Here is a 17,143-nt window from a genome sequence, read left to right on the forward strand (position 1 = left end):
CACAATGACGGAACATTAGGAAGCCGCCCGCTTCTTCTTCGCATTCAGTGCGGACGCGACCCGGCTCACCGGCGGCTTGCCCAGCACGCCGCTCATCTCGTTGGTCGCTGCCAGCAGCTTCTCCATGTCGACGCCGGTCCTGACACCCATGCCCTCGAGCATGTAGACGACGTCCTCGGTCGCGACGTTGCCGGTGGCGCCCGGCGCGTAGGGGCAGCCGCCGAGGCCGCCGGCCGCGGCGTCGATGACGCGGACGCCCTCCTCCAGGCCGGCATAGAGATTGGCGAGCGCCTGGCCGTAGGTGTCGTGGAAATGCATTGCAAGCTTGGCGGCGGGAATGTTGGCGGCAACCGCGCGCAGCATCTCCTTGGCCTTATCAGGCGTGCCGACGCCGATGGTGTCGCCGAGCGAGATCTCGTAGCAGCCGAGCTCCGACAACGTGCTCGCAAGATCGGCGACGGCCTTCGGCTTGATCTCACCGTCGAACGGACAGCCCAGCACGCAGGAGATATAGCCGCGCACCCTGACGCCGTCAGCCTTGGCACGAGCCAGCACCGGCCTGAACCGCTCAATGGACTCCGCAACGGTGCAATTGATGTTGGCGCGCGAAAAGCCCTCGGACGCCGCCGCGAACACCGAGACCACTTTCGCGCCCGCGGCGCGCGCGGCGTCATAGCCCTTCTCGTTGGGCACCAGCACGTGGAATTCGGCGCCCTTGATGCCGCTCACGCCGCGCAGCACGGCATCCGAGCTTGCCATTTGCGGGATCGCCTTGGGTGAGACGAACGCCCCGACCTCGACCGTATCGAGGCCGGCCGCGACCAGCGCCTCGACGAAGGCGATACGGGCTTCGACGCTGACGGGCGTCTTCTCGTTCTGGAGGCCGTCGCGCGGCCCCATTTCGATGATGCGGACGGGGTCGCTCATGTCACTCTCCCGCAGGATCGACCACCGCGAGTTCGACGCCCTCCTGCACGATGTCGCCGACCTTGCACTTGATGGACTTCAAGACGCCGGCATAGGGCGCGCGCAGCGTCTGCTCCATCTTCATCACTTCCAGCGTCAGGATCGGCGCCCCCTTCTCGAGCTTGGCCCCCTCCTCGGCCAGCACGGCGACGACGGTGCCCGGCAGCGGCGCTGCGATCTTGTCCTCGCCGGTCTGCTCTTCGGTCTCACCGCCGAACGGATCGACCCAATGCAGGTCGAAGCGGCCGTTGCGCGTGCGCAAGTAAAGCTCATGGCCGGCGATGACTGCGGCGACCGAGGATTTGACGCCGTCAAGCGTCAGGTCGAAGCCGCCGTCGCGTGGCGTGATCGCGAACGCCAATTCGCGTTCGCCGATGACAAGCGTGGACGGGCCGCTGCCGTAGTTCAGCACGATCTTCTGCTCGGGGCCGTGACCGACGCGAAAGGCAAAGCTGCGCTGCCGGCGGCCGACCGGCTGCCAGCCAAAGGTTTGCCAGGGCGAATTCGCCTCCGCTTGGGCGGCCCGCTGCTCGTCGCTGATGATAGCGGCCACTGCGGCGCACAGTTCGAGCTCACCCGGCGCCGGCGCGGCCTGTGTCAGCACCGCCAGCTCACGCTCGATGAAGCCGGTATCGATCGCATTCGTCCGCACCTTCGGATGCGTCATCAGCGCCGACAGGAACGGGATGTTGCTGACGATGCCGCGGACATCGGACTCTTCCAACCCGCGGTTCAGCCGTTCGATCGCGACATCCCGCGTCGGCGCCCATGCGATCATTTTTGCGAGCATGGCGTCATAGTAAGGCGAGACGCTATCGCCCTCGCGGTAGCCGGCGTCGATGCGTAGGCCACCGGTCTCGGCGGGCAGCCGCCAGGTCGAGATCCGCCCGACCGACGGCATGAAGTTCTTGGTCGGATTCTCCGCGTAGACGCGCGCCTCGACGGCGTGGCCGTTGAGCTTGATGTCGTCCTGCTTCAGCGGCAGCGCCTCGCCGAAGGCAACGCGCAGCTGCCATTCGACGAGGTCGATCCCGGTGATCAGCTCGGTCACGGGATGCTCGACCTGCAGGCGCGTGTTCATCTCGATGAAGAACACGTCCTTGCCGTCGGAGACGAACTCGATGGTGCCGGCACCGACATAGTTCACCGCTCCGGCCGCCTTTCGCGCGGCGGCACAGACTGCCTCGCGCTGGGCGGGATTGAGCGTCGGCGACGGCGCCTCCTCGATCACCTTCTGGTGGCGGCGCTGCAGCGTGCATTCGCGCTCGAACAGCGACAGCAGATTGCCATGGCTGTCGCCGATGATCTGCACTTCGATATGCCGGGGATTATCGACATACTTTTCGATCAGCATGCGATCGTCGCCGAACGCGGCCTTGGCCTCGCGCTTGGCGCTGACGATCGCAGGCGCAAGCTCGTCGGCCGAGCGCACGATGCGCATGCCGCGGCCGCCGCCGCCGGCGGACGCCTTCACCAGGATGGGAAAGCCGATCTTGTCGGCCGCCTTCGAAAGCGTCGCCTCGTCCTGGGCTTCGCCGTGATAGCCGGGCACCAGCGGCACGCCGGCCTTCTCCATCAGCTCTTTCGAGCCGGACTTCGAGCCCATCGCCGTCATCATCCCGGCGGTCGGACCGACGAACACCAGCCCTGCATCGAAGCAGGCCCGTGCGAATTCGGCATTCTCCGACAGGAAGCCGTAGCCGGGATGCACGGCCTCGGCGCCGGTCTTGCGCGCGGCCTCGATCAGCCGCTCGACATTGAGATAGCTGTCGCGGGCCCGCGCCGGCCCGAGCAGCACGGCCTCGTCGGCGAGCGCGACATGCATCGCGTCGCGGTCGGCCTCGGAATAGACCGCGACCGTGCGCAGCCCCATGGCACGCGCGGTGCGGATGACGCGGCAGGCGATCTCGCCGCGGTTGGCGATCAGGAGCGTGCGAAAACGACGGTAGAGCTTTGAGTGGTCCATCGCATCACATCCTGAACAGGCCGAATTTCGTCGGCTCGATCGGCGCATTCGACGCCGCCGAGAGGCCAAGGCCGAGCACGAGGCGCGTGTCAGCGGGGTCGATCACGCCGTCGTCCCACAGCCGCGCGGTCGCGTAGTACGGGTGTCCCTGGCTCTCGTATTGTGCGCGGATGGGCTCGCGGAATTTGTCTTCCTCTTCCTTCGACCAGCTATCGCCCTTGGCCTCGATATTGTCGCGCCGGACCTGGCTCAGCACCATCGAGGCCTGCTCGCCGCCCATCACCGAGATGCGCGCGTTCGGCCACATCCAGAGGAAGCGCGGCGAGTAGGCGCGGCCGCACATGCCGTAATTGCCGGCGCCATAGGAGCCGCCGATCACGACGGTGAACTTTGGCACCGAGGCAGTCGCAACCGCGGTCACGAGCTTGGCGCCGTCGCGCGCGATGCCGCCGGCCTCGTATTTCTTGCCGACCATGAAGCCGGTGATGTTCTGCAGGAATACCAGGGGAATGCCGCGCTGGCAGCACAGCTCGATGAAATGGGCGCCCTTCAGTGAACTCTCACTGAAGAGAATGCCGTTGTTGGCGATGATGCCGACCGGATAGCCCCAGATATGGGCGAAGCCGCAGACCAGCGTCGTGCCGTAGAGCTTCTTGAACTCGTCGAACTCGGAGCCATCCACGACGCGGGCGATGATGTCGCGCACGTCGAACGGCTTTCTGCCGTCGACCGGCACCACGCCGTAGATCTCCTCGGCCGCGAACAGCGGATCGCGCGGCTTGTGCATGTTGAGGTTCGGCCGCACCGACGGCTTCAGCGTGCCGACGATGCGCCGCGCGATGCCGATCGCATGGGCATCGTTCTGGGCATAGTGGTCCGTGACGCCCGACTGGCGCGAATGCACGTCGGCGCCGCCGAGCTCCTCGGCGCTGACGACCTCGCCGGTCGCGGCCTTCACCAGCGGCGGGCCGCCGAGAAAGATGGTGCCTTGATTGCGCACGATGATGCTCTCGTCCGACATCGCGGGGACATAGGCACCGCCGGCGGTGCAGGAGCCCATCACGATGGCGATCTGCGGAATGCCCTGGGACGACATCTGCGCCTGGTTATAGAAGATGCGGCCGAAATGCCGCTCGTCCGGGAAGATCTCGTCCTGCAGCGGCAGGAAGGCGCCGCCGGAATCGACCATGTAGACGCAGGGCAGATTGTTCTGCCGCGCCACGTCCTGCGCGCGCAGATGCTTCTTCACCGTCATGGGGTAGTAAGTGCCGCCCTTGATGGTGGCGTCGTTGGCGACGATCATGCATTCGCGCCCCGAAATACGACCCACCCCCGTCACGACGCTCGCCGAATGCACGTCGCCGCCATAGAGGCCATAGGCCGCGAGCGGCGACAGCTCCAGAAACGAGGTGCCGGGATCGACCAGCAGGTCGACGCGCTCGCGTGCCAGCATCTTGCCGCGCGAGGTGTGGCGGTTGCGCGAGGCCTCGCCGCCACCGCCAGCGACTTGGGCGAGCTTTTCGCGCAAGTCGGCGACAAGCGTGCGCATGGCTTCTGCATTGCGCGAAAAGTCTGATGAAGATGGATCGATGCTGGAATGGAGCGGCATGTTGATTCCAATGAGGTGAAGGTTTTAAGCCGTCTCGGACATCAGTTCGCGGCCGATCAGCATGCGGCGAACTTCGGACGTCCCCGCGCCGATCTCGTAGAGCTTGGCGTCGCGCCAGAGACGCCCCACGGGGAATTCGCTGGTGTAGCCGACGCCGCCAAGCGCCTGGATCGCCTCGCCGGCCATCCACGTTGCCTTCTCCGCGGAATAGAGGATCGCCGCCGCCGCATCCTTGCGCAAGCTGCGGGCGTGGTCGGCGCGGTCGCAAGCGCGTCCCACCGCATAGACATAGGCGCGAGTGGCCTGCCACGTCGCATACATGTCGGCGAGCTTGCCCTGCATCAGCTGGAAATCGCCGATCGGCTGGCCGAACTGCTTGCGCTCGTGCATGTAGGGCACGACCGCGTCCATGCAGGCCGCCATGATCCCGAGCGGACCGCCCGACAGCACCGTGCGCTCATAGTCGAGGCCGGACATCAGCACCTTGACGCCCTCGCCCACCTTGCCGAGCACGTTCTCCTCCGGCACCTCGCACTCGTCGAAGAATAAGGGATAGGTGTTGGAGCCGCGCATGCCGAGCTTGTCGAGATGCTGGCCGTGGGTAAAACCCTTGAAGCCCTTCTCGATCAGGAAAGCGGTCATGCCACGCGGGCCGGCCGCCGGATCGGTCTTGGCGTAGACGACGAGCACGTCAGCGTCGCCGCCATTGGTGATCCACATCTTCGAGCCGTTGAGGACGTAGCGGTCGCCGCGCTTGTCGGCGCGCAACTTCATCGAGACGACGTCGGAGCCGGCGCCCGGCTCGGACATGGCGAGCGCGCCGACATAGTCGCCGGAGATCAGCTTCGGCAAATAGCGCTGGCGCTGCGCGTCATTGCCGTTGCGCCGGATCTGGTTGACGCAGAGGTTGGAATGGGCGCCGTAGGACAGCCCCACGGCAGCGGAGCCGCGCGAAATCTCCTCCATGGCGACGATGTGGGCGAGATAGCCCATGTTCGAGCCGCCATATTGCTCCGGCGCGGTCATGCCGAGCAGGCCAAGGTCGCCGAAGCGCTTCCAGAGGTCTGCGGGGAATAGATTGGCCTTCTCGATGTCGGCCGCGCGCGGGGTGATCTCCGCCTCCACGAAGGCGCGAAGCGTGTCGCGCAGCATGCCGACGTCTTCGCCCAGTTCGAAGTCGATGCTCGGGATGTTCAAGGCGATTCCTCCGTATTTGACCTTCGAACCTAGCCGGATCGAAGCCCTCTTGCGGTCGAAAAGGTTGCATTTTCCGCCAAACTTGGCGAGGATTTTCGAGAGGAATTCCCAAAGGTTCGCAATGCCTTTTCAAGCCGCCACCGCGACCTCGCGCCGCGCCGTGACCCCCACCGCCTTCGTGCGGGGCGTGGTTGCCGCCTATGCGCGATACGGACGGGATCCGGCCGAAGCGCTGCAGCGGGGACAGGTAGCGCCAGACCTTGTCAATTCTCCGGGTGGGCGGATCACCGCCGCCCAGTTCGAGGCGTTGGCGGGCCATGCCATGCGGGAGCTCGACGACGAGGCGCTCGGCTGGTTCTCGCGCCGCCTGCCCTTCGGTACCTACGGCATGCTGTGCCGCGCCTCGATCACGGCGCCGACGCTGGAGGTCGCGCTCAAGCGCTGGTGCCGGCATCATCGTCTGCTCACCGAGGACGTGCTGCTCGATCTCGAGCTCAGTGAGGAGACCGCGGTCGTCTCGATCCGGGAACTGCGCGACCTCGGGCCCTTGCGCGAATTCTGCCTCGTCACTCTGCTCCGCTACGCCCTCGGCTTCTCCTGCTGGGCGGTCGATTCCGCGATTGCGCTACGCGCGGCGGAATTCCCTTATCCTGAGCCGGGACACGTTTCGGTCTACCCGACCATCTTCTGCAAAAGCGTCCGCTTCGACGCGGACTGCGCTCGGATCGTCTTCGACAAGCATTATCTATCGCTGCCGCTGACGCGCAGTCCGGCCGATCTCGACAACATGCTCAAGGGCGCGCTGCGGTTGACCGTGCTGCCCTATCGACGCGACCGGCTGCTGGTCGAGCGTGTCCGCCGCGTGCTCCGCAATGCGCGCGGACGCAGTCTCGGTGCCGAGGATGTCGCAAGCGAGCTTGCGCTCTCCACTCGCACCATGCATCGGCGCCTGCGCGAGGAGGCCACCTCGTTGCGCGACCTCAAGGAAGAGGCAAAATTCGAACTGGCAAAACAGGAGCTGATGCGAGGCCGCACGCCGATCAAACGCATCGCGGAGATCGCCGGCTTCCGCAACGAGAAGAGTTTTTCGCGCGCCTTCCGCAACTGGAGCGGCGCCAGTCCCCGCGAGTTTCGCGGGCGGTATCGCTAAGACATCATCCGGAAAGCACGTCGCGGTCTTCCGTGCGTGCCGAGAGGGCGAGCACCCTGAGGCGCCGTACTCCTCAGACGTTTGCGGCCCCCGGGATCACTCCCGAAGGCCGTAAAGGTCGAAACCACCAGTCCTATCTCTGATCAATTCGAGTTGGTCTGCGCGCCGCTCCGAAGCTTGCTGCGCGACTGCGAATGCTTCGGCTGATAGGCGAGAGAGTCGGTCGCGCTCTTCGCACCGCTCTGCGCGCACGTTCCACCGATACCGCCGGCAGCGGCGCGGCAGGCTTCCATCGTCGGATAGCCGCAGCCGTGAGCGGCCTGGGCACCGTTCGTGATGCAATAATCTTCCGCTTTCGCAGTCGGTGCCGTCAGCACCAGAAACGCGGACGCAAACAGCGTCGCGGCGGAAACTGCGAACGTCTTCGAAACCGAGGTCATGATGTCTTTTCCTGCTTAAGAAGTCCCACATGCGAGCCCTCGACTCGCAACGCGCGCTGAGGCTCACACCTCGCATGTAGGCCAACCACGGGAACCATCAATCACGGCTCAGCGCATTGCTGGGATGTGATAATCACATTTCTCAATTAGGTGAGTTGATAAGCATTATAGTGCCACCAGGGCGATCGCCTCCAACTCTTTCGCAATTGATGCAAGTGCAGTGCAGGCTGCCCTCGGGCGTGGCCTGCCGCTAGCCCGCAGATGCCGCCGCGACGTTCTGCAACGGCAGTGGCACATCCTTCGCGACACCCAGCACGGGGAAGCTCCGAACGTTCTTCACGTCAGGCATCGCCGCGAAATGCAGCAGCTGCTGGCGCATGCTCTCGACGCTCGGCGCCACGCATCTCAGGAGATAGTCGGTGTCGCCCGAGATCCGCCAGCACTGCTGGATGCGCGGGATCGCGGCGATCGAGCTCTCGAACGCCTCCAGCACCGGCTGGGCCTGGCTGCCGAGCTGGATCGAGACGAACGAGACCACCTCATAGCCGAGCCGCCGCTCGTCGATGACCGCGCGCACCGCCCGGATCACGCCACGGCTGAACAGCGATTTTAGCCGCCGCAGGCAGTTCGGCGCGGATACGCCGACGCGCAGCGCCAGCTCGTTGTTGCGGATACGCCCGTCCTGCTGCAGCTCGGACAGTATTTTTAGATCGACGCCGTCGAGCTGGTCACGCCCGGCCATAGCCGTACCCTCGTCATGGTCGTGTCATGCGGGGCAGCGAAGCACGCGGCGGAATTGGTGCCAAGGGTCCGAACCCGGGGCGCGACGCCATCGCGTTCGGGAGGAATGCCTCCCCCACCGTCATGGCGGCCTGTCCCGGCCACGCATGTTCGTTCACGCGCCCAAAACGTCGATGCCCGGGCCTTCGCCTCGCCGAAGCGGCTTCGGCCGCGCAGGCGGGACGGGCCCGGCATGACGAGTACATCACGTCGATTAACGTCGCAGCAGCCGCCCCTCAATGCGTCCAAGGCTCGCCGCGGCGGAAGGAGAAATTATCGGCATAGGCGGCCGGGCGGCGGATCGAATCCTGCGGCTCGATCACCTGGTACGCGATGCCCTTGCGCTCACAATAGGCGATCGCCTCTTCCTTGCTGTGGAAGCGCAGCGTGATCTGCTGCTTCATGTCGCCCGACGAGGTCCAGCCCATCAGCGGCTCGACCGAGCGGGGCTGCTCCGGCTCGTAGTCGAGCTGCCATTCCTTCGTCTTGGACCGGCCGGATTGCATCGCGTTCTTGGCGGGCTTGAAAATGCGTGCGGTCATTGGCGGTCCGGCCTCTTCGTCTTTTCGTTCGATTTCGATGCGTCACGGTAGCAGTTGGTGGAAACCTCAGGGATAGTATACAGACACCGATTGGGAACTGATCGGTGATTCCGGCCCCGGGCAACCTTCTCCGACGGTATAGTCATTATGCTGCACCGTGACAATTGCGTACCCGCCGTTCGCGCTGGGGTCCCGCCCGGCGGCACTGCTTCGCCGACATCAGCGTAACCGCCCCTCCGAGAGCTTCCGTCGCATGGCCTTCCTGAACATCAACGCCACGCTCCCTGAAAAAGGCCGTGACCTCAGGCTCGACCTGTTTCGCGGGGTCGCCAACTGGGCGATCTTCCTCGACCACATCCCCGACAACGTCGTGAACTGGGTCACGACGCGCAATTACGGCTTTTCCGACGCCGCCGACCTGTTCGTGTTCATTTCCGGCTATACCGCCTCGTTCGTCTATGCGCGGATGATGCTGGAGCGTGGCTTCCTGGTCGGCGCCACCCGGCTGACCAAGCGGGTCTGGCAGCTCTACGTCGCCCACATCATCCTGTTCGTGATCTATATCGCCTCGATCAGCTATCTGGCGCTGCGCTTCGGCGATAGCGAGATGATCAACGAGTTCAACGTCGCCGGCCTCGTCGACAACGCCACCGAGACGCTACGCCAGGGCCTGTTTCTGCGCTTCAAGCCGCTCAATCTCGACGTGCTGCCGCTCTACATCGTGCTGATGGGCCTGTTCCCGCCGGTGCTGTGGTTCATGCTGCGCAAGCCCGATTTGACGATGGTGCTGGCGATCGTGCTGTGGCTGGCGGCGCGTCACTTCGGCTGGAATCTGAATGCCTATCCGGCCGGCCAGTGGTACTTCAACCCGTATTGCTGGCAGGTGCTGTTCGTGTTCGGCGCCTGGTGCGCGATGGGCGGCGCGCGGCGCTCGATGACGCTGATCAACGCGCCGATCACACTCTATCTCTGTCTCGCCTATCTCTTGTTCGCGCTGGTCATGACCATGGCCGGCCGCTTCCCCGCGTTCGGCGGCATGTTCCCGGAATGGCTGTTCTCGGCCTTCAATCCCAACGACAAGACCAACCTTGCGCCCTACCGCTTCCTCCACTTCGTCGTGATCGTGATCCTGGTGATCCGCTTCGTGCCGAAGGAATGGCCGGGACTGGAATGGAAGGTGTTCGATCCCCTGATCGTCTGCGGCCAGCAGTCGCTCGCCGTGTTCTGCGTCGGCGTGTTCCTGTCGTTCGTCGGCCATTTCGAGCTGTCGATGAGCTCGGGCTCGCTGCTCGCACAGATCTTCGTCAGCGTCGCTGGCATCGCGATCATGACGACGGTGGCCTATTACATCTCGTGGTCGAAGAAGCAGGACAAGCCGCTGAAGCCACCGCCACCCAAGCCGGCGGCAGCCGCGGCGAAGGCGGCCTGATCCGGCAACGCCTGGCGGTTGAAGCGCGGCCTTCAGCCGCCATGGGCCAAGATCGATGGCCTCAGCAATGGCCCAAGGCGCGACGATGGTTCGTCGCGCCTCATGCGGCTTCTTCGCCGTCGAACTCGGTGAATTTCTTGTAGATCCAGTCGCGGCCGTCATGGCGGCGCCAGACCTTGCCGACCACGAGTTGCCCGTTGATCGAGCGGCGGGGCACGATCACGGTCCAGAGGTGCCAGATCTCGCTCCAGCTCGATTGCGGACCGACGGTTTTGAAGTTGCGATCGAAAGACATGACGCAGAACTCACAGGATACGCGCGCTGCGACGAACCGTGACCTTGTGTGAGCACGAATTGCAGGCAGCCCATCGCGAGCCGGAATCGATCTGATAACGATCGCCGAAGCGGCCGCAACAACCGCTCATCCTTAACCTAACCGGTCAACCTTACTTCTCCCGGCCTGGGGCCGAGATCGGTTGAAAGCCGGCGCCGACTTATCTACAATACGCGCACGATTTGAGAATGACCGCGCCATCTTGGGCGCGTGGCGATTTGATTGAGCTGACGTCCAATTTTGTGAATTGAAATTTCGAGAATCTCGTCAGGGCGACCACAATGAATTTGCAGTGTGAACGTCTGCGCCTGGCGCTGCGATCGACACCTCCTGCGCCAATCGCAAGGACGCCGGCGCAAGAACCGACGAAAGCCGCCAACGACAACCACGGGATATGGCCGCTGCTGCCGTTTCCGCTCGGCTGGTACGCCTCGAGCTGATTGGCCGGATCCGAAAAGGCGGCAGCCGAAAAGCGCAACGCCGCTCAAGCGGAATATCATCGCTTGGCGGCGTCCGTTTAGACATTGGGCGCTGAAATCCCCAATACACATATGTCTGTGGCGACAGCGAAAGGTTCGATGCTGCGTCGGAAATTCTGTCCCGGTCAGCGCGCCGCAACCGCTTGAAACATCGCGCCGAAGTCGCGGAAACGCCGCCTGTCAGATCACGTCGGAGGTCGGATGGAAAAAGTCCAGGAGATTCACCCTCGGGACTGGTCGGGGCAGCTGGATTCGAACCAACGACCTGCAGTACCCAAAACTGCCGCGCTACCAGGCTGCGCTATACCCCGAATGTCCGGCGAGCCCCGTCGATACACGCTTCCCAAGGCGCCAGCAAGGCTTCCAAAGCGCCGGCAAGGCTTCCAAAGCGCCAGCAAGGCTTCCAAAGCGCCGGCAAGCTTCCAGGGTCCGGCAGGCGCTCGCCCGCCCGCCTATTTGCTGCCGAACAGCGGATGGCCGACGCGGTCGCCGGGGCGGATGCCGTATTTCTGCGCTGTTCCCGCCACCACCTCCAGCACGGCCCGGGCGGGCCCCCGGGACGAGATGATCTTGGTCGACATCGGCTCGGTATTCTCGGCGATGCGCAGGATGCGGCCGTCGGCGCGGATGAAGATCATGTCGAGCGAGACATAGGTGTTCTTCATCCACATCGACACCTCCTGCTCGGGGTTGAAGTCGAACAGCATGCCTTTGCCGTCCGCCAGCTCCTTGCGGTACATCAGGCCGGTCTGCTTCTCCTCCTCGGTCGTCGCCACTTCCACCGAGAACACCTGCACGCCGTTCTTGGTGACGATCTCGAGCGGCTGGAAGCTGGCGGCGCCGGCGGGCGCGCCGGCAACAGCACAGCCGGCGATGACGAGGATGGCGGCAAGCCAGCCCTTCAGGGCGGACCAGACAGCCTTTCGATCAGGATTCATGGGGGCACTCGAGGCGTGGGACTGGACCAGTCCTTACGCGGCGGTCGCCGGAAAAGCCAGAGGCGCACCGGTCTGCCGACGCGGCCCTGCTCACGATTGCGGGAAATAAAGCTTGGGGGATTTGAAAGCTTGCAGGGACTTGGACGCCAGAGCGCGAGTCTCCTCGCGCTTAGTGCGACTGCAATCCCGGCGATCCGGTCTCGGGATGGATCTCGGCCGCCATCATGCCCTTGGAGCCGGGCCCGAAGCGGACCAGGACATACTGGCCGGGCCTGAGCTCGGTCATGCCGAAGCGGCGCAGCGTCTCCATGTGCACGAAGATGTCGGGCGTGCCCTCGCCGCAGGTCAGGAAGCCGAAGCCGCGCAGCCGGTTGAACCATTTGACCTGGGCCCGTTCCAGCCCGCTGGTCGCGGTGACCGTGACATGGGTGCGCGGCGGCAGCATCTGCGCCGGATGGATCGCGGTCGACTCGTCCATCGAAACCACGCGGAACGCCTGGTAACCCTTGGCGCGCTGGATGCACTCGACGACGATGCGGGCGCCTTCATAGGCGGTCTGGAAGCCGTCGCGCCTAAGCACGGTAACGTGTAGGAGCACGTCCGGCCAACCATTGTCGGGAACGATGAAGCCATAGCCCTTGGAGGCGTCGAACCATTTGATGACGCCGTGGACTTCAACGAGATTGGCGCTGGTCTCGCCGAGCCCGCTGAACGGACTGAGCCCGCTCTCGCGACCGGCACTGCCGTGCTCGCCCGGCGTGATCCGCCCGGGCGATGCCCCCTGCCCGGGAACCCCGAGCTTCTTGGACTCAAATCCGTCCGACGACCCCATAACCCCGGACCCCACACTGTCATGCGACCCGCCTCAGCAGCGGTATCGAATCACGCGTCTTTCGAGAACCTTCTCAACTGGACGCGACGCGAATCTTTCGACTCAAAAGATAACACTCCCGGTTGCGAGGCATAGATAAAAAAGAGATTCGCCGGAACCTATGAACAGCTTGCACAGCCGCGAATCAAATTGATGCCTCAATTGCCGACAAAGGGCCCGAGTGCTTCGCCGATGTCGTGGTGGATGACGAGATCGGCAATGTCGTCCTGCTCGGTCGGCTCGCGGTTGATGATCACCAGACGTGCACCGGCGTTCTTCGCCATCATCGGAAAGCCCGCCGCGGGCCACACCACGAGCGAGGAACCGATCGCGATGAAGAGGTCGCAGGCCTGCGACAATGCGGTCGCGCGCTGCATTTCATCATCGGGCATCATCTGGCCGAAGGAGATCGTGGCGGTTTTCACCGGCTCACCGCACGCGGTGCAGTTTGGCGCGAGGCCGTCGCCGTCGAAGCGACGCTTCACCCAGTCGAGCGGATAGGCCTGCCCGCATCCGATACAACGCGCATAAGTGGTATTGCCGTGAAGTTCAATCACGTGCTCGCCGGCGAAGCCGGAGGCCTGGTGCAGATTGTCGATGTTCTGGGTGATGATGGCGGGAACCTTGCCGGCGCGGTAGAGCGAGGCCAGCGCCCGATGGCCGCGGCCGGGTTTTGCCGCCGCGAAGACCTCCTCCATCGCAAAACGGCGGCGCCAGGACTCGTCCCGCGCTGACTGGCTCGCGACGAATTCGTCGAACGGGATCGGACGGTTGCGCGTCCAAATTCCGCCCGGCGAGCGGAAGTCGGGAATGCCGCATTCGGTCGAGATGCCGGCGCCGGTGAACGGCACGATGACCCTTGCCTCGGCGATCATGTCGCCGAGCCGTTCAACGCCGCTCTGAAGATCCGATGCAATCAATCGCGGCCTCCGATTCGTTTCGCCTGACAAGCATCATGCACAAGCGGCAAGATTGTTGACGCTCTTATCAAGCGCTAACGCGAGATGCTCGGCAATTTTTTCCGACCTTCGCATATCACAATCCTGCAATGCCTCCTCCCCATTGACGCCCCATTCAGGAGCCCCAATGGATGGGTCAATGCGACTCAAGATGATGCGGCGGCAGCGCTTGAGTTGAGTTAAGTAAACCCGAGGGGATGGTCATGACCGAAGACGAAGAACGCAAAGCTCGTGAGCGCGACGAAATCGCCGCCCGTGTCGCCGCCTTCCGTGCCACGCAGGAAAAATTCAAGCGCGAGCGCGAAGAGTATTTCGTGTCGACCCTGGAGAACGCCCGCAAGGTCGAACGGCCCTCGCTCTGGCCGTAATTCACGTCCCGATCAATGCACGTGAAAAAAGCCCGGAGCATCGCTCCGGGCTTTTCGCTTGAAAGAGACTACCAGTGGCGCCAGTGGCGGTGGTGCCGGTAGTACGGTCCGCCGCCGTAATAGGCGTAGGAGCCCGGCCCGTAATAATAGTCGGGGCCGTCGTAATAGCCGTAGCGGGGGCCGTAATAGCCGTACGGATGGGACGCTGCGACCGCACCCGCGGTGATCGCGCCGGCGGCGAGGCCGAATGCGAGGCCCGGGCCAATGCCGCGCCCGCGCGCCTCGGCAGGCGCAGGGGCCGCAACCGCGGTCACGCCAACGGCTGCGACGGTGGCCAGAACTGCCAGTGTTTTTTTCATGCTCTCCTCCTTCGCGTCTCGCGGAGATAACGACGAGCGCCTGCGATGGTTGCGCGCAGGGCGCGGAACCGGCCACAGCAAAAAAGGTCGACCCAGCCGGAACGAAATCGCCGGCCGGGGATTGCCTCCTCAAGTGCGGGAGCCTCCGCCATCCGGGTCGAGGCGACAGCACGAAGCCCCGTCAGCATCTCCGCGATGCTGGCGGGGTTTTCAGTTTCACGGGAGCAGATGGCAGCAGACCACGATTGCTGCCAGCGGGGCGAACGACCGAGGAGGAGAGTTTGCCGTTATCCGCTTTGCTGGCCCGAATCCGCAGGCTGGTTCCCAGATCCGACGATCAGCACTACGATGAGATCGTTCGCAGCTTCGGTGTCGGGACGCTGCACCCCCCGCCGACGCCGATGAGCGACGGCGAGCTGGCGCGGGCGATCGCCGAGTTCCTGAAAGAGCAGCCGTCGAGCGAATCCGTCGCGACCCTCGGCCGCCGGCTCGACCCCTCTTCTCCGCTTTGAGTTTCCTTCGAATTTCTTCCGCATTTCTTGGCAAGAGCACGGAACCAGAAATGCGCGCGGACGTTGAATCCCCCTTCACGCAGAGAGCGGAAGAGGCCCGACATGCCCGCGTGGCTCGAAGTTTTGCTCAATTTGTCCGGCTATGCCGGTTTCGTGGCGCTCGCCTCGCGCGGCACCGCGAGCCCGCAGTTGCCGGCAGACGATCGCATGTACAGCGACGATCGCTAGCGCCTCTTTAATTGGCGTGCGCCGCCTGGCCCGCCGTGCGCACCAGCCGGTCGGCCTTGACCGCGACGCGCGTGTCCTCGAGCTGCGGCCGCAGCGAGAAGCTGATCACCAGGAAAGCGAGACAGAACAGCGCGCCGACGATGGCGACGCGCCGGTAGGTCTGTCGGTCGCCTTGGTAAAAGGACGGCTCTGAAAAAGGTGTCATGATAAAATGCTTCTTGGCAAAGGTCGTTTCTTGCTTGTCCTTGCCAGACACCTACCGCAACGAGCGACAAGCGCAACGCGATTGGGCTTTTAACCTAACCGAATAGGGTTATCGGCTTCCGCGCAAATGATCGTTAGGAGTTTGCGGAGCGCCTGCGATTTCCAGCGAGCCGCTTGCCATATCGCAGGAAGCCGAAGCGACCGCAGCCTGGCGACCGGCTTTGTTCCAGCTTCGACACCATTTCGTTCTCGAAGAACGAATCGGAATTGAAGAAATCGGCGCGGAGCAACTCTTAACAAAACGTGCGCGCAGGCACGACGATCGGCTCACGTCGCATCGGGAGACGAGGCCTCGGGAGATTTCGATCCCGGCGGCGGCACTTGCGGCACCGACGGCTTGCCGTTGCGCAAGCGTGGGTGTCGATCGTACCAGAACACTTTCGCGATCTCGGCGAGAAACCAGCACGCATTCATGTCGCTCTCCCTCGCCTCACTCCTTACGGAGGAGGCGCGGGCGGGACTGTGCGAAGCATCACGTTGTCTCGTCTTGATGTGTGTGGCCGCATCGCGCGCGGCAGGCGCAACATGTTCTGCATCCGACTCCATTTCGTTCTCAAGGAACGAATCGGAGTCGGAAAAATCAGTGCGAAGCGATTCCTAACGATCGATGAAAGCGCGCGACGCAACCTCTTCAGCGGCGTGACTCGCCGTCGGCACAATCTTCGGCGGCAGGAATTTCGAGACGACCGCAAACACGATGACGATCTCGCGGCAAGGTTCGCATCGAAAGCTGTTGGCGGACGTCGCCATCATCGGCTTGGCGCATCGCGGGCATGTCATGCAGGCCGAACGCTGACGGCACATGTTCGTTCCTGAAGCATCAGCGGCGAATGCTCGCGCCGGCAACCACACCCGCCGAGACGAACTTCAAGTTGGTCGCCTCGTCGCCCCTGCGCAAGCCGCCGATCAAGCGCGAGCCGTCAGACCAGACGGCGCTTGCCGGGTCCCCTGGTGTCGTCGGCGTCCGCCAGAACAGATCAAGCCGCCCGCTTCACTTTTTCCTTTTCCGAGAAGCATTCCAGGATCTGGATGCGGAGCTCTTCCGCGGCCGGGCCCTCGAGCTTCCTGAGCTCGTTCCAGAGCCTGATCACTTCGCGCTGTTTTTCGACGGTCATGAGTCCACCTCCCAAGCGGTCCTTAAGGCGGCTCACTAGAACAAAATGAGAACAAAAAGTCCAGTCCCTCGCGCGCGATTTCCGGCATGTCGCGTTGAACCTTTTCAACGCCGCCAGGACCCATGGAAGCTGGGGATTTCAGCGCCCAGTCATATGGCAGCGCTGCGGTGAACGAACATATTCCGTCATCGCGGCGCTGTTGCTTTTTGGGTTTTCAACTTTAAGTTAGAAATACGGCTGGCGGCCAGGCGCTGAAATCCCAATGCCGTCAGCCAGAAGAGCCCCGTGCGAAAGCGCGGGGTTTTTCTTTGAGGGCAACGGCTGCCTGCCCAGGTGCAGCGGGTCGTAACGGGAACGAATCTTCCAACATTCGCATTGACCGGCCGAATGAGGCGGCATCCCGCGTTTCCGCGTTCGGCCCCAGAGCCGATGCCCCGCGCCCTTCACGATCGAGGCGCCGATGATCTGCGAGTTCTGTGAGACCGAGATCCCGATCGGCCTTTCGGTCTGTCCGGCTTGCGGGAAACCGCAGAGCGCGCCGGGACGAACCGACCGGCGCGCTCTGTGGTTCGTCCTGATCGTCGTGGTGACGTTCGGCATCGCCGTCGCCGAGCATCACCTTGTCTTCAGCCATTGA

The 17,143-nt window shown here is 63.8% G+C and carries 21 protein-coding genes and 1 tRNA gene; 6 read left to right on the plus strand and 16 right to left on the minus strand.

All coding sequences use genetic code 11. The annotated features are described in order from the left end of the window. Positions 1 to 15 precede the first annotated feature (15 nt). The 4 genes from XI04_RS24420 to XI04_RS24435 are packed head-to-tail and all read right to left on the minus strand — an operon-like array spanning position 16 to position 5,693. Positions 16 to 927: a hydroxymethylglutaryl-CoA lyase gene (locus XI04_RS24420; protein ID WP_095424184.1), complete on the minus strand. Its 912-nt coding sequence runs from the start codon at positions 925 to 927 to the stop codon at positions 16 to 18. Position 928: 1 nt separating this feature from the next. Further along, on the minus strand, positions 929 to 2,932 hold the full coding sequence (locus tag XI04_RS24425) for an acetyl/propionyl/methylcrotonyl-CoA carboxylase subunit alpha (protein ID WP_271609161.1): 2,004 nt from the start codon (positions 2,930 to 2,932) through the stop codon (positions 929 to 931). A 4-nt stretch (positions 2,933 to 2,936) separates the two neighbouring features. Then, positions 2,937 to 4,541, minus strand: a complete 1,605-nt coding sequence (locus XI04_RS24430) for a carboxyl transferase domain-containing protein (protein WP_038946711.1) — start codon at positions 4,539 to 4,541, stop codon at positions 2,937 to 2,939. Between the two features lie 24 nt (positions 4,542 to 4,565). Continuing rightward, positions 4,566 to 5,693, minus strand: coding sequence for an isovaleryl-CoA dehydrogenase (locus XI04_RS24435; RefSeq protein ID WP_085967564.1), 1,128 nt, complete (start codon positions 5,691 to 5,693; stop codon positions 4,566 to 4,568). 166 nt (positions 5,694 to 5,859) lie between these two features. Here XI04_RS24435 and XI04_RS24440 point away from each other — a divergent pair, with 166 nt between their 5' ends. Further along, entirely contained in the window at positions 5,860 to 6,888 is a 1,029-nt protein-coding gene (locus XI04_RS24440) for an AraC family transcriptional regulator (RefSeq protein ID WP_028144746.1), read from the plus strand. Between the two features lie 143 nt (positions 6,889 to 7,031). Here the strand turns inward: XI04_RS24440 and XI04_RS24445 are convergent, their stop codons facing one another. From XI04_RS24445 to XI04_RS24455, 3 genes are all read right to left on the minus strand, one after another. Continuing rightward, a complete protein-coding gene (locus XI04_RS24445) occupies positions 7,032 to 7,328 on the minus strand; it encodes a DUF3551 domain-containing protein (RefSeq protein ID WP_028144747.1) in 297 nt (98 codons plus the stop codon). 250 nt (positions 7,329 to 7,578) lie between these two features. Next, positions 7,579 to 8,070, minus strand: coding sequence for an Lrp/AsnC family transcriptional regulator (locus tag XI04_RS24450; RefSeq protein ID WP_038946708.1), 492 nt, complete (start codon positions 8,068 to 8,070; stop codon positions 7,579 to 7,581). 274 nt (positions 8,071 to 8,344) lie between these two features. Further along, the gene (locus tag XI04_RS24455; RefSeq protein WP_028144749.1) at positions 8,345 to 8,650 is read right to left on the minus strand and encodes an ETC complex I subunit; all 306 of its coding nucleotides are present in this window, start codon (positions 8,648 to 8,650) and stop codon (positions 8,345 to 8,347) included. A gap of 253 nt (positions 8,651 to 8,903) precedes the next feature. Here XI04_RS24455 and XI04_RS24460 point away from each other — a divergent pair, with 253 nt between their 5' ends. Further along, positions 8,904 to 10,079 carry an OpgC domain-containing protein gene (locus XI04_RS24460; protein WP_038946707.1) on the plus strand — a complete coding sequence of 392 codons (1,176 nt, stop codon included), beginning with the start codon at positions 8,904 to 8,906 and terminating at the stop codon, positions 10,077 to 10,079. A 100-nt stretch (positions 10,080 to 10,179) separates the two neighbouring features. On the opposite strand, the gene XI04_RS24465 is transcribed toward XI04_RS24460, so the two are convergent. From XI04_RS24465 to XI04_RS24485, 5 genes are all read right to left on the minus strand, one after another. Further along, entirely contained in the window at positions 10,180 to 10,374 is a 195-nt protein-coding gene (locus tag XI04_RS24465) for a hypothetical protein (RefSeq protein ID WP_028144751.1), read from the minus strand. A gap of 752 nt (positions 10,375 to 11,126) precedes the next feature. Continuing rightward, a tRNA-Pro gene (locus XI04_RS24470) sits at positions 11,127 to 11,203 on the minus strand. A 141-nt stretch (positions 11,204 to 11,344) separates the two neighbouring features. Continuing rightward, positions 11,345 to 11,830 carry a DUF192 domain-containing protein gene (locus tag XI04_RS24475; RefSeq protein ID WP_028144752.1) on the minus strand — a complete coding sequence of 162 codons (486 nt, stop codon included), beginning with the start codon at positions 11,828 to 11,830 and terminating at the stop codon, positions 11,345 to 11,347. Positions 11,831 to 11,999: 169 nt separating this feature from the next. Continuing rightward, positions 12,000 to 12,662: a cold-shock protein gene (locus XI04_RS24480; RefSeq protein ID WP_026202878.1), complete on the minus strand. Its 663-nt coding sequence runs from the start codon at positions 12,660 to 12,662 to the stop codon at positions 12,000 to 12,002. A 197-nt stretch (positions 12,663 to 12,859) separates the two neighbouring features. Beyond that, positions 12,860 to 13,621: an SIR2 family NAD-dependent protein deacylase gene (locus tag XI04_RS24485; RefSeq protein ID WP_028144753.1), complete on the minus strand. Its 762-nt coding sequence runs from the start codon at positions 13,619 to 13,621 to the stop codon at positions 12,860 to 12,862. A gap of 242 nt (positions 13,622 to 13,863) precedes the next feature. On the opposite strand from XI04_RS24485, the gene XI04_RS24490 reads away from it, so the two are divergent. After that, the gene (locus tag XI04_RS24490) at positions 13,864 to 14,028 is read left to right on the plus strand and encodes a hypothetical protein (RefSeq protein WP_162832225.1); all 165 of its coding nucleotides are present in this window, start codon (positions 13,864 to 13,866) and stop codon (positions 14,026 to 14,028) included. Between the two features lie 68 nt (positions 14,029 to 14,096). Here the strand turns inward: XI04_RS24490 and XI04_RS24495 are convergent, their stop codons facing one another. Further along, positions 14,097 to 14,387: a hypothetical protein gene (locus tag XI04_RS24495; protein WP_028144754.1), complete on the minus strand. Its 291-nt coding sequence runs from the start codon at positions 14,385 to 14,387 to the stop codon at positions 14,097 to 14,099. A 245-nt stretch (positions 14,388 to 14,632) separates the two neighbouring features. On the opposite strand from XI04_RS24495, the gene XI04_RS24500 reads away from it, so the two are divergent. Beyond that, complete coding sequence (locus XI04_RS24500) at positions 14,633 to 14,899, plus strand: hypothetical protein (RefSeq protein WP_244439101.1); 267 nt, start codon at positions 14,633 to 14,635, stop codon at positions 14,897 to 14,899. 102 nt (positions 14,900 to 15,001) lie between these two features. Next, entirely contained in the window at positions 15,002 to 15,127 is a 126-nt protein-coding gene (locus XI04_RS24505) for a hypothetical protein (protein ID WP_109866604.1), read from the plus strand. A gap of 7 nt (positions 15,128 to 15,134) precedes the next feature. Here XI04_RS24505 and XI04_RS24510 read toward each other — a convergent pair whose 3' ends face one another. The 3 genes from XI04_RS24510 to XI04_RS24520 form a co-directional block, all read right to left on the minus strand. Continuing rightward, entirely contained in the window at positions 15,135 to 15,332 is a 198-nt protein-coding gene (locus tag XI04_RS24510; protein ID WP_095424320.1) for a hypothetical protein, read from the minus strand. A gap of 326 nt (positions 15,333 to 15,658) precedes the next feature. Then, positions 15,659 to 15,805 carry a hypothetical protein gene (locus XI04_RS24515; RefSeq protein WP_162832226.1) on the minus strand — a complete coding sequence of 49 codons (147 nt, stop codon included), beginning with the start codon at positions 15,803 to 15,805 and terminating at the stop codon, positions 15,659 to 15,661. Between the two features lie 563 nt (positions 15,806 to 16,368). Continuing rightward, positions 16,369 to 16,506, minus strand: coding sequence for a hypothetical protein (locus XI04_RS24520; RefSeq protein WP_162832227.1), 138 nt, complete (start codon positions 16,504 to 16,506; stop codon positions 16,369 to 16,371). A gap of 460 nt (positions 16,507 to 16,966) precedes the next feature. On the opposite strand from XI04_RS24520, the gene XI04_RS24525 reads away from it, so the two are divergent. Then, positions 16,967 to 17,143 carry a hypothetical protein gene (locus XI04_RS24525; RefSeq protein WP_157158356.1) on the plus strand — a complete coding sequence of 59 codons (177 nt, stop codon included), beginning with the start codon at positions 16,967 to 16,969 and terminating at the stop codon, positions 17,141 to 17,143.

It is taken from the genome of Bradyrhizobium sp. CCBAU 11430, assembly GCF_028128855.1.
In the GTDB taxonomy this organism is placed as follows: Bacteria; Pseudomonadota; Alphaproteobacteria; order Rhizobiales; family Xanthobacteraceae; genus Bradyrhizobium; species Bradyrhizobium ottawaense.

What these genes read in the sequence shown, in the direction of transcription:
- XI04_RS24420 (WP_095424184.1), bottom strand. Translation starts at nt 927, where the DNA reads ATGAGCGACCCCGTCCGCATCATCGAAATGGGGCCGCGCGACGGCCTC.
- XI04_RS24480 (WP_026202878.1), bottom strand. Translation starts at nt 12,662, where the DNA reads ATGGGGTCGTCGGACGGATTTGAGTCCAAGAAGCTCGGGGTTCCCGGG.
- XI04_RS24430 (WP_038946711.1), bottom strand. Translation starts at nt 4,541, where the DNA reads ATGCCGCTCCATTCCAGCATCGATCCATCTTCATCAGACTTTTCGCGC.
- XI04_RS24515 (WP_162832226.1), bottom strand. Translation starts at nt 15,805, where the DNA reads ATGAATGCGTGCTGGTTTCTCGCCGAGATCGCGAAAGTGTTCTGGTAC.
- XI04_RS24525 (WP_157158356.1), top strand. Translation starts at nt 16,967, where the DNA reads ATGATCTGCGAGTTCTGTGAGACCGAGATCCCGATCGGCCTTTCGGTC.
- XI04_RS24445 (WP_028144747.1), bottom strand. Translation starts at nt 7,328, where the DNA reads ATGACCTCGGTTTCGAAGACGTTCGCAGTTTCCGCCGCGACGCTGTTT.
- XI04_RS24505 (WP_109866604.1), top strand. Translation starts at nt 15,002, where the DNA reads ATGCCCGCGTGGCTCGAAGTTTTGCTCAATTTGTCCGGCTATGCCGGT.
- XI04_RS24490 (WP_162832225.1), top strand. Translation starts at nt 13,864, where the DNA reads ATGACCGAAGACGAAGAACGCAAAGCTCGTGAGCGCGACGAAATCGCC.
- XI04_RS24450 (WP_038946708.1), bottom strand. Translation starts at nt 8,070, where the DNA reads ATGGCCGGGCGTGACCAGCTCGACGGCGTCGATCTAAAAATACTGTCC.
- XI04_RS24495 (WP_028144754.1), bottom strand. Translation starts at nt 14,387, where the DNA reads ATGAAAAAAACACTGGCAGTTCTGGCCACCGTCGCAGCCGTTGGCGTG.
- XI04_RS24435 (WP_085967564.1), bottom strand. Translation starts at nt 5,693, where the DNA reads ATGCTGCGCGACACGCTTCGCGCCTTCGTGGAGGCGGAGATCACCCCG.
- XI04_RS24475 (WP_028144752.1), bottom strand. Translation starts at nt 11,830, where the DNA reads ATGAATCCTGATCGAAAGGCTGTCTGGTCCGCCCTGAAGGGCTGGCTT.
- XI04_RS24520 (WP_162832227.1), bottom strand. Translation starts at nt 16,506, where the DNA reads ATGACCGTCGAAAAACAGCGCGAAGTGATCAGGCTCTGGAACGAGCTC.
- XI04_RS24465 (WP_028144751.1), bottom strand. Translation starts at nt 10,374, where the DNA reads ATGTCTTTCGATCGCAACTTCAAAACCGTCGGTCCGCAATCGAGCTGG.
- XI04_RS24440 (WP_028144746.1), top strand. Translation starts at nt 5,860, where the DNA reads ATGCCTTTTCAAGCCGCCACCGCGACCTCGCGCCGCGCCGTGACCCCC.
- XI04_RS24510 (WP_095424320.1), bottom strand. Translation starts at nt 15,332, where the DNA reads ATGACACCTTTTTCAGAGCCGTCCTTTTACCAAGGCGACCGACAGACC.
- XI04_RS24455 (WP_028144749.1), bottom strand. Translation starts at nt 8,650, where the DNA reads ATGACCGCACGCATTTTCAAGCCCGCCAAGAACGCGATGCAATCCGGC.
- XI04_RS24460 (WP_038946707.1), top strand. Translation starts at nt 8,904, where the DNA reads ATGGCCTTCCTGAACATCAACGCCACGCTCCCTGAAAAAGGCCGTGAC.
- XI04_RS24425 (WP_271609161.1), bottom strand. Translation starts at nt 2,932, where the DNA reads ATGGACCACTCAAAGCTCTACCGTCGTTTTCGCACGCTCCTGATCGCC.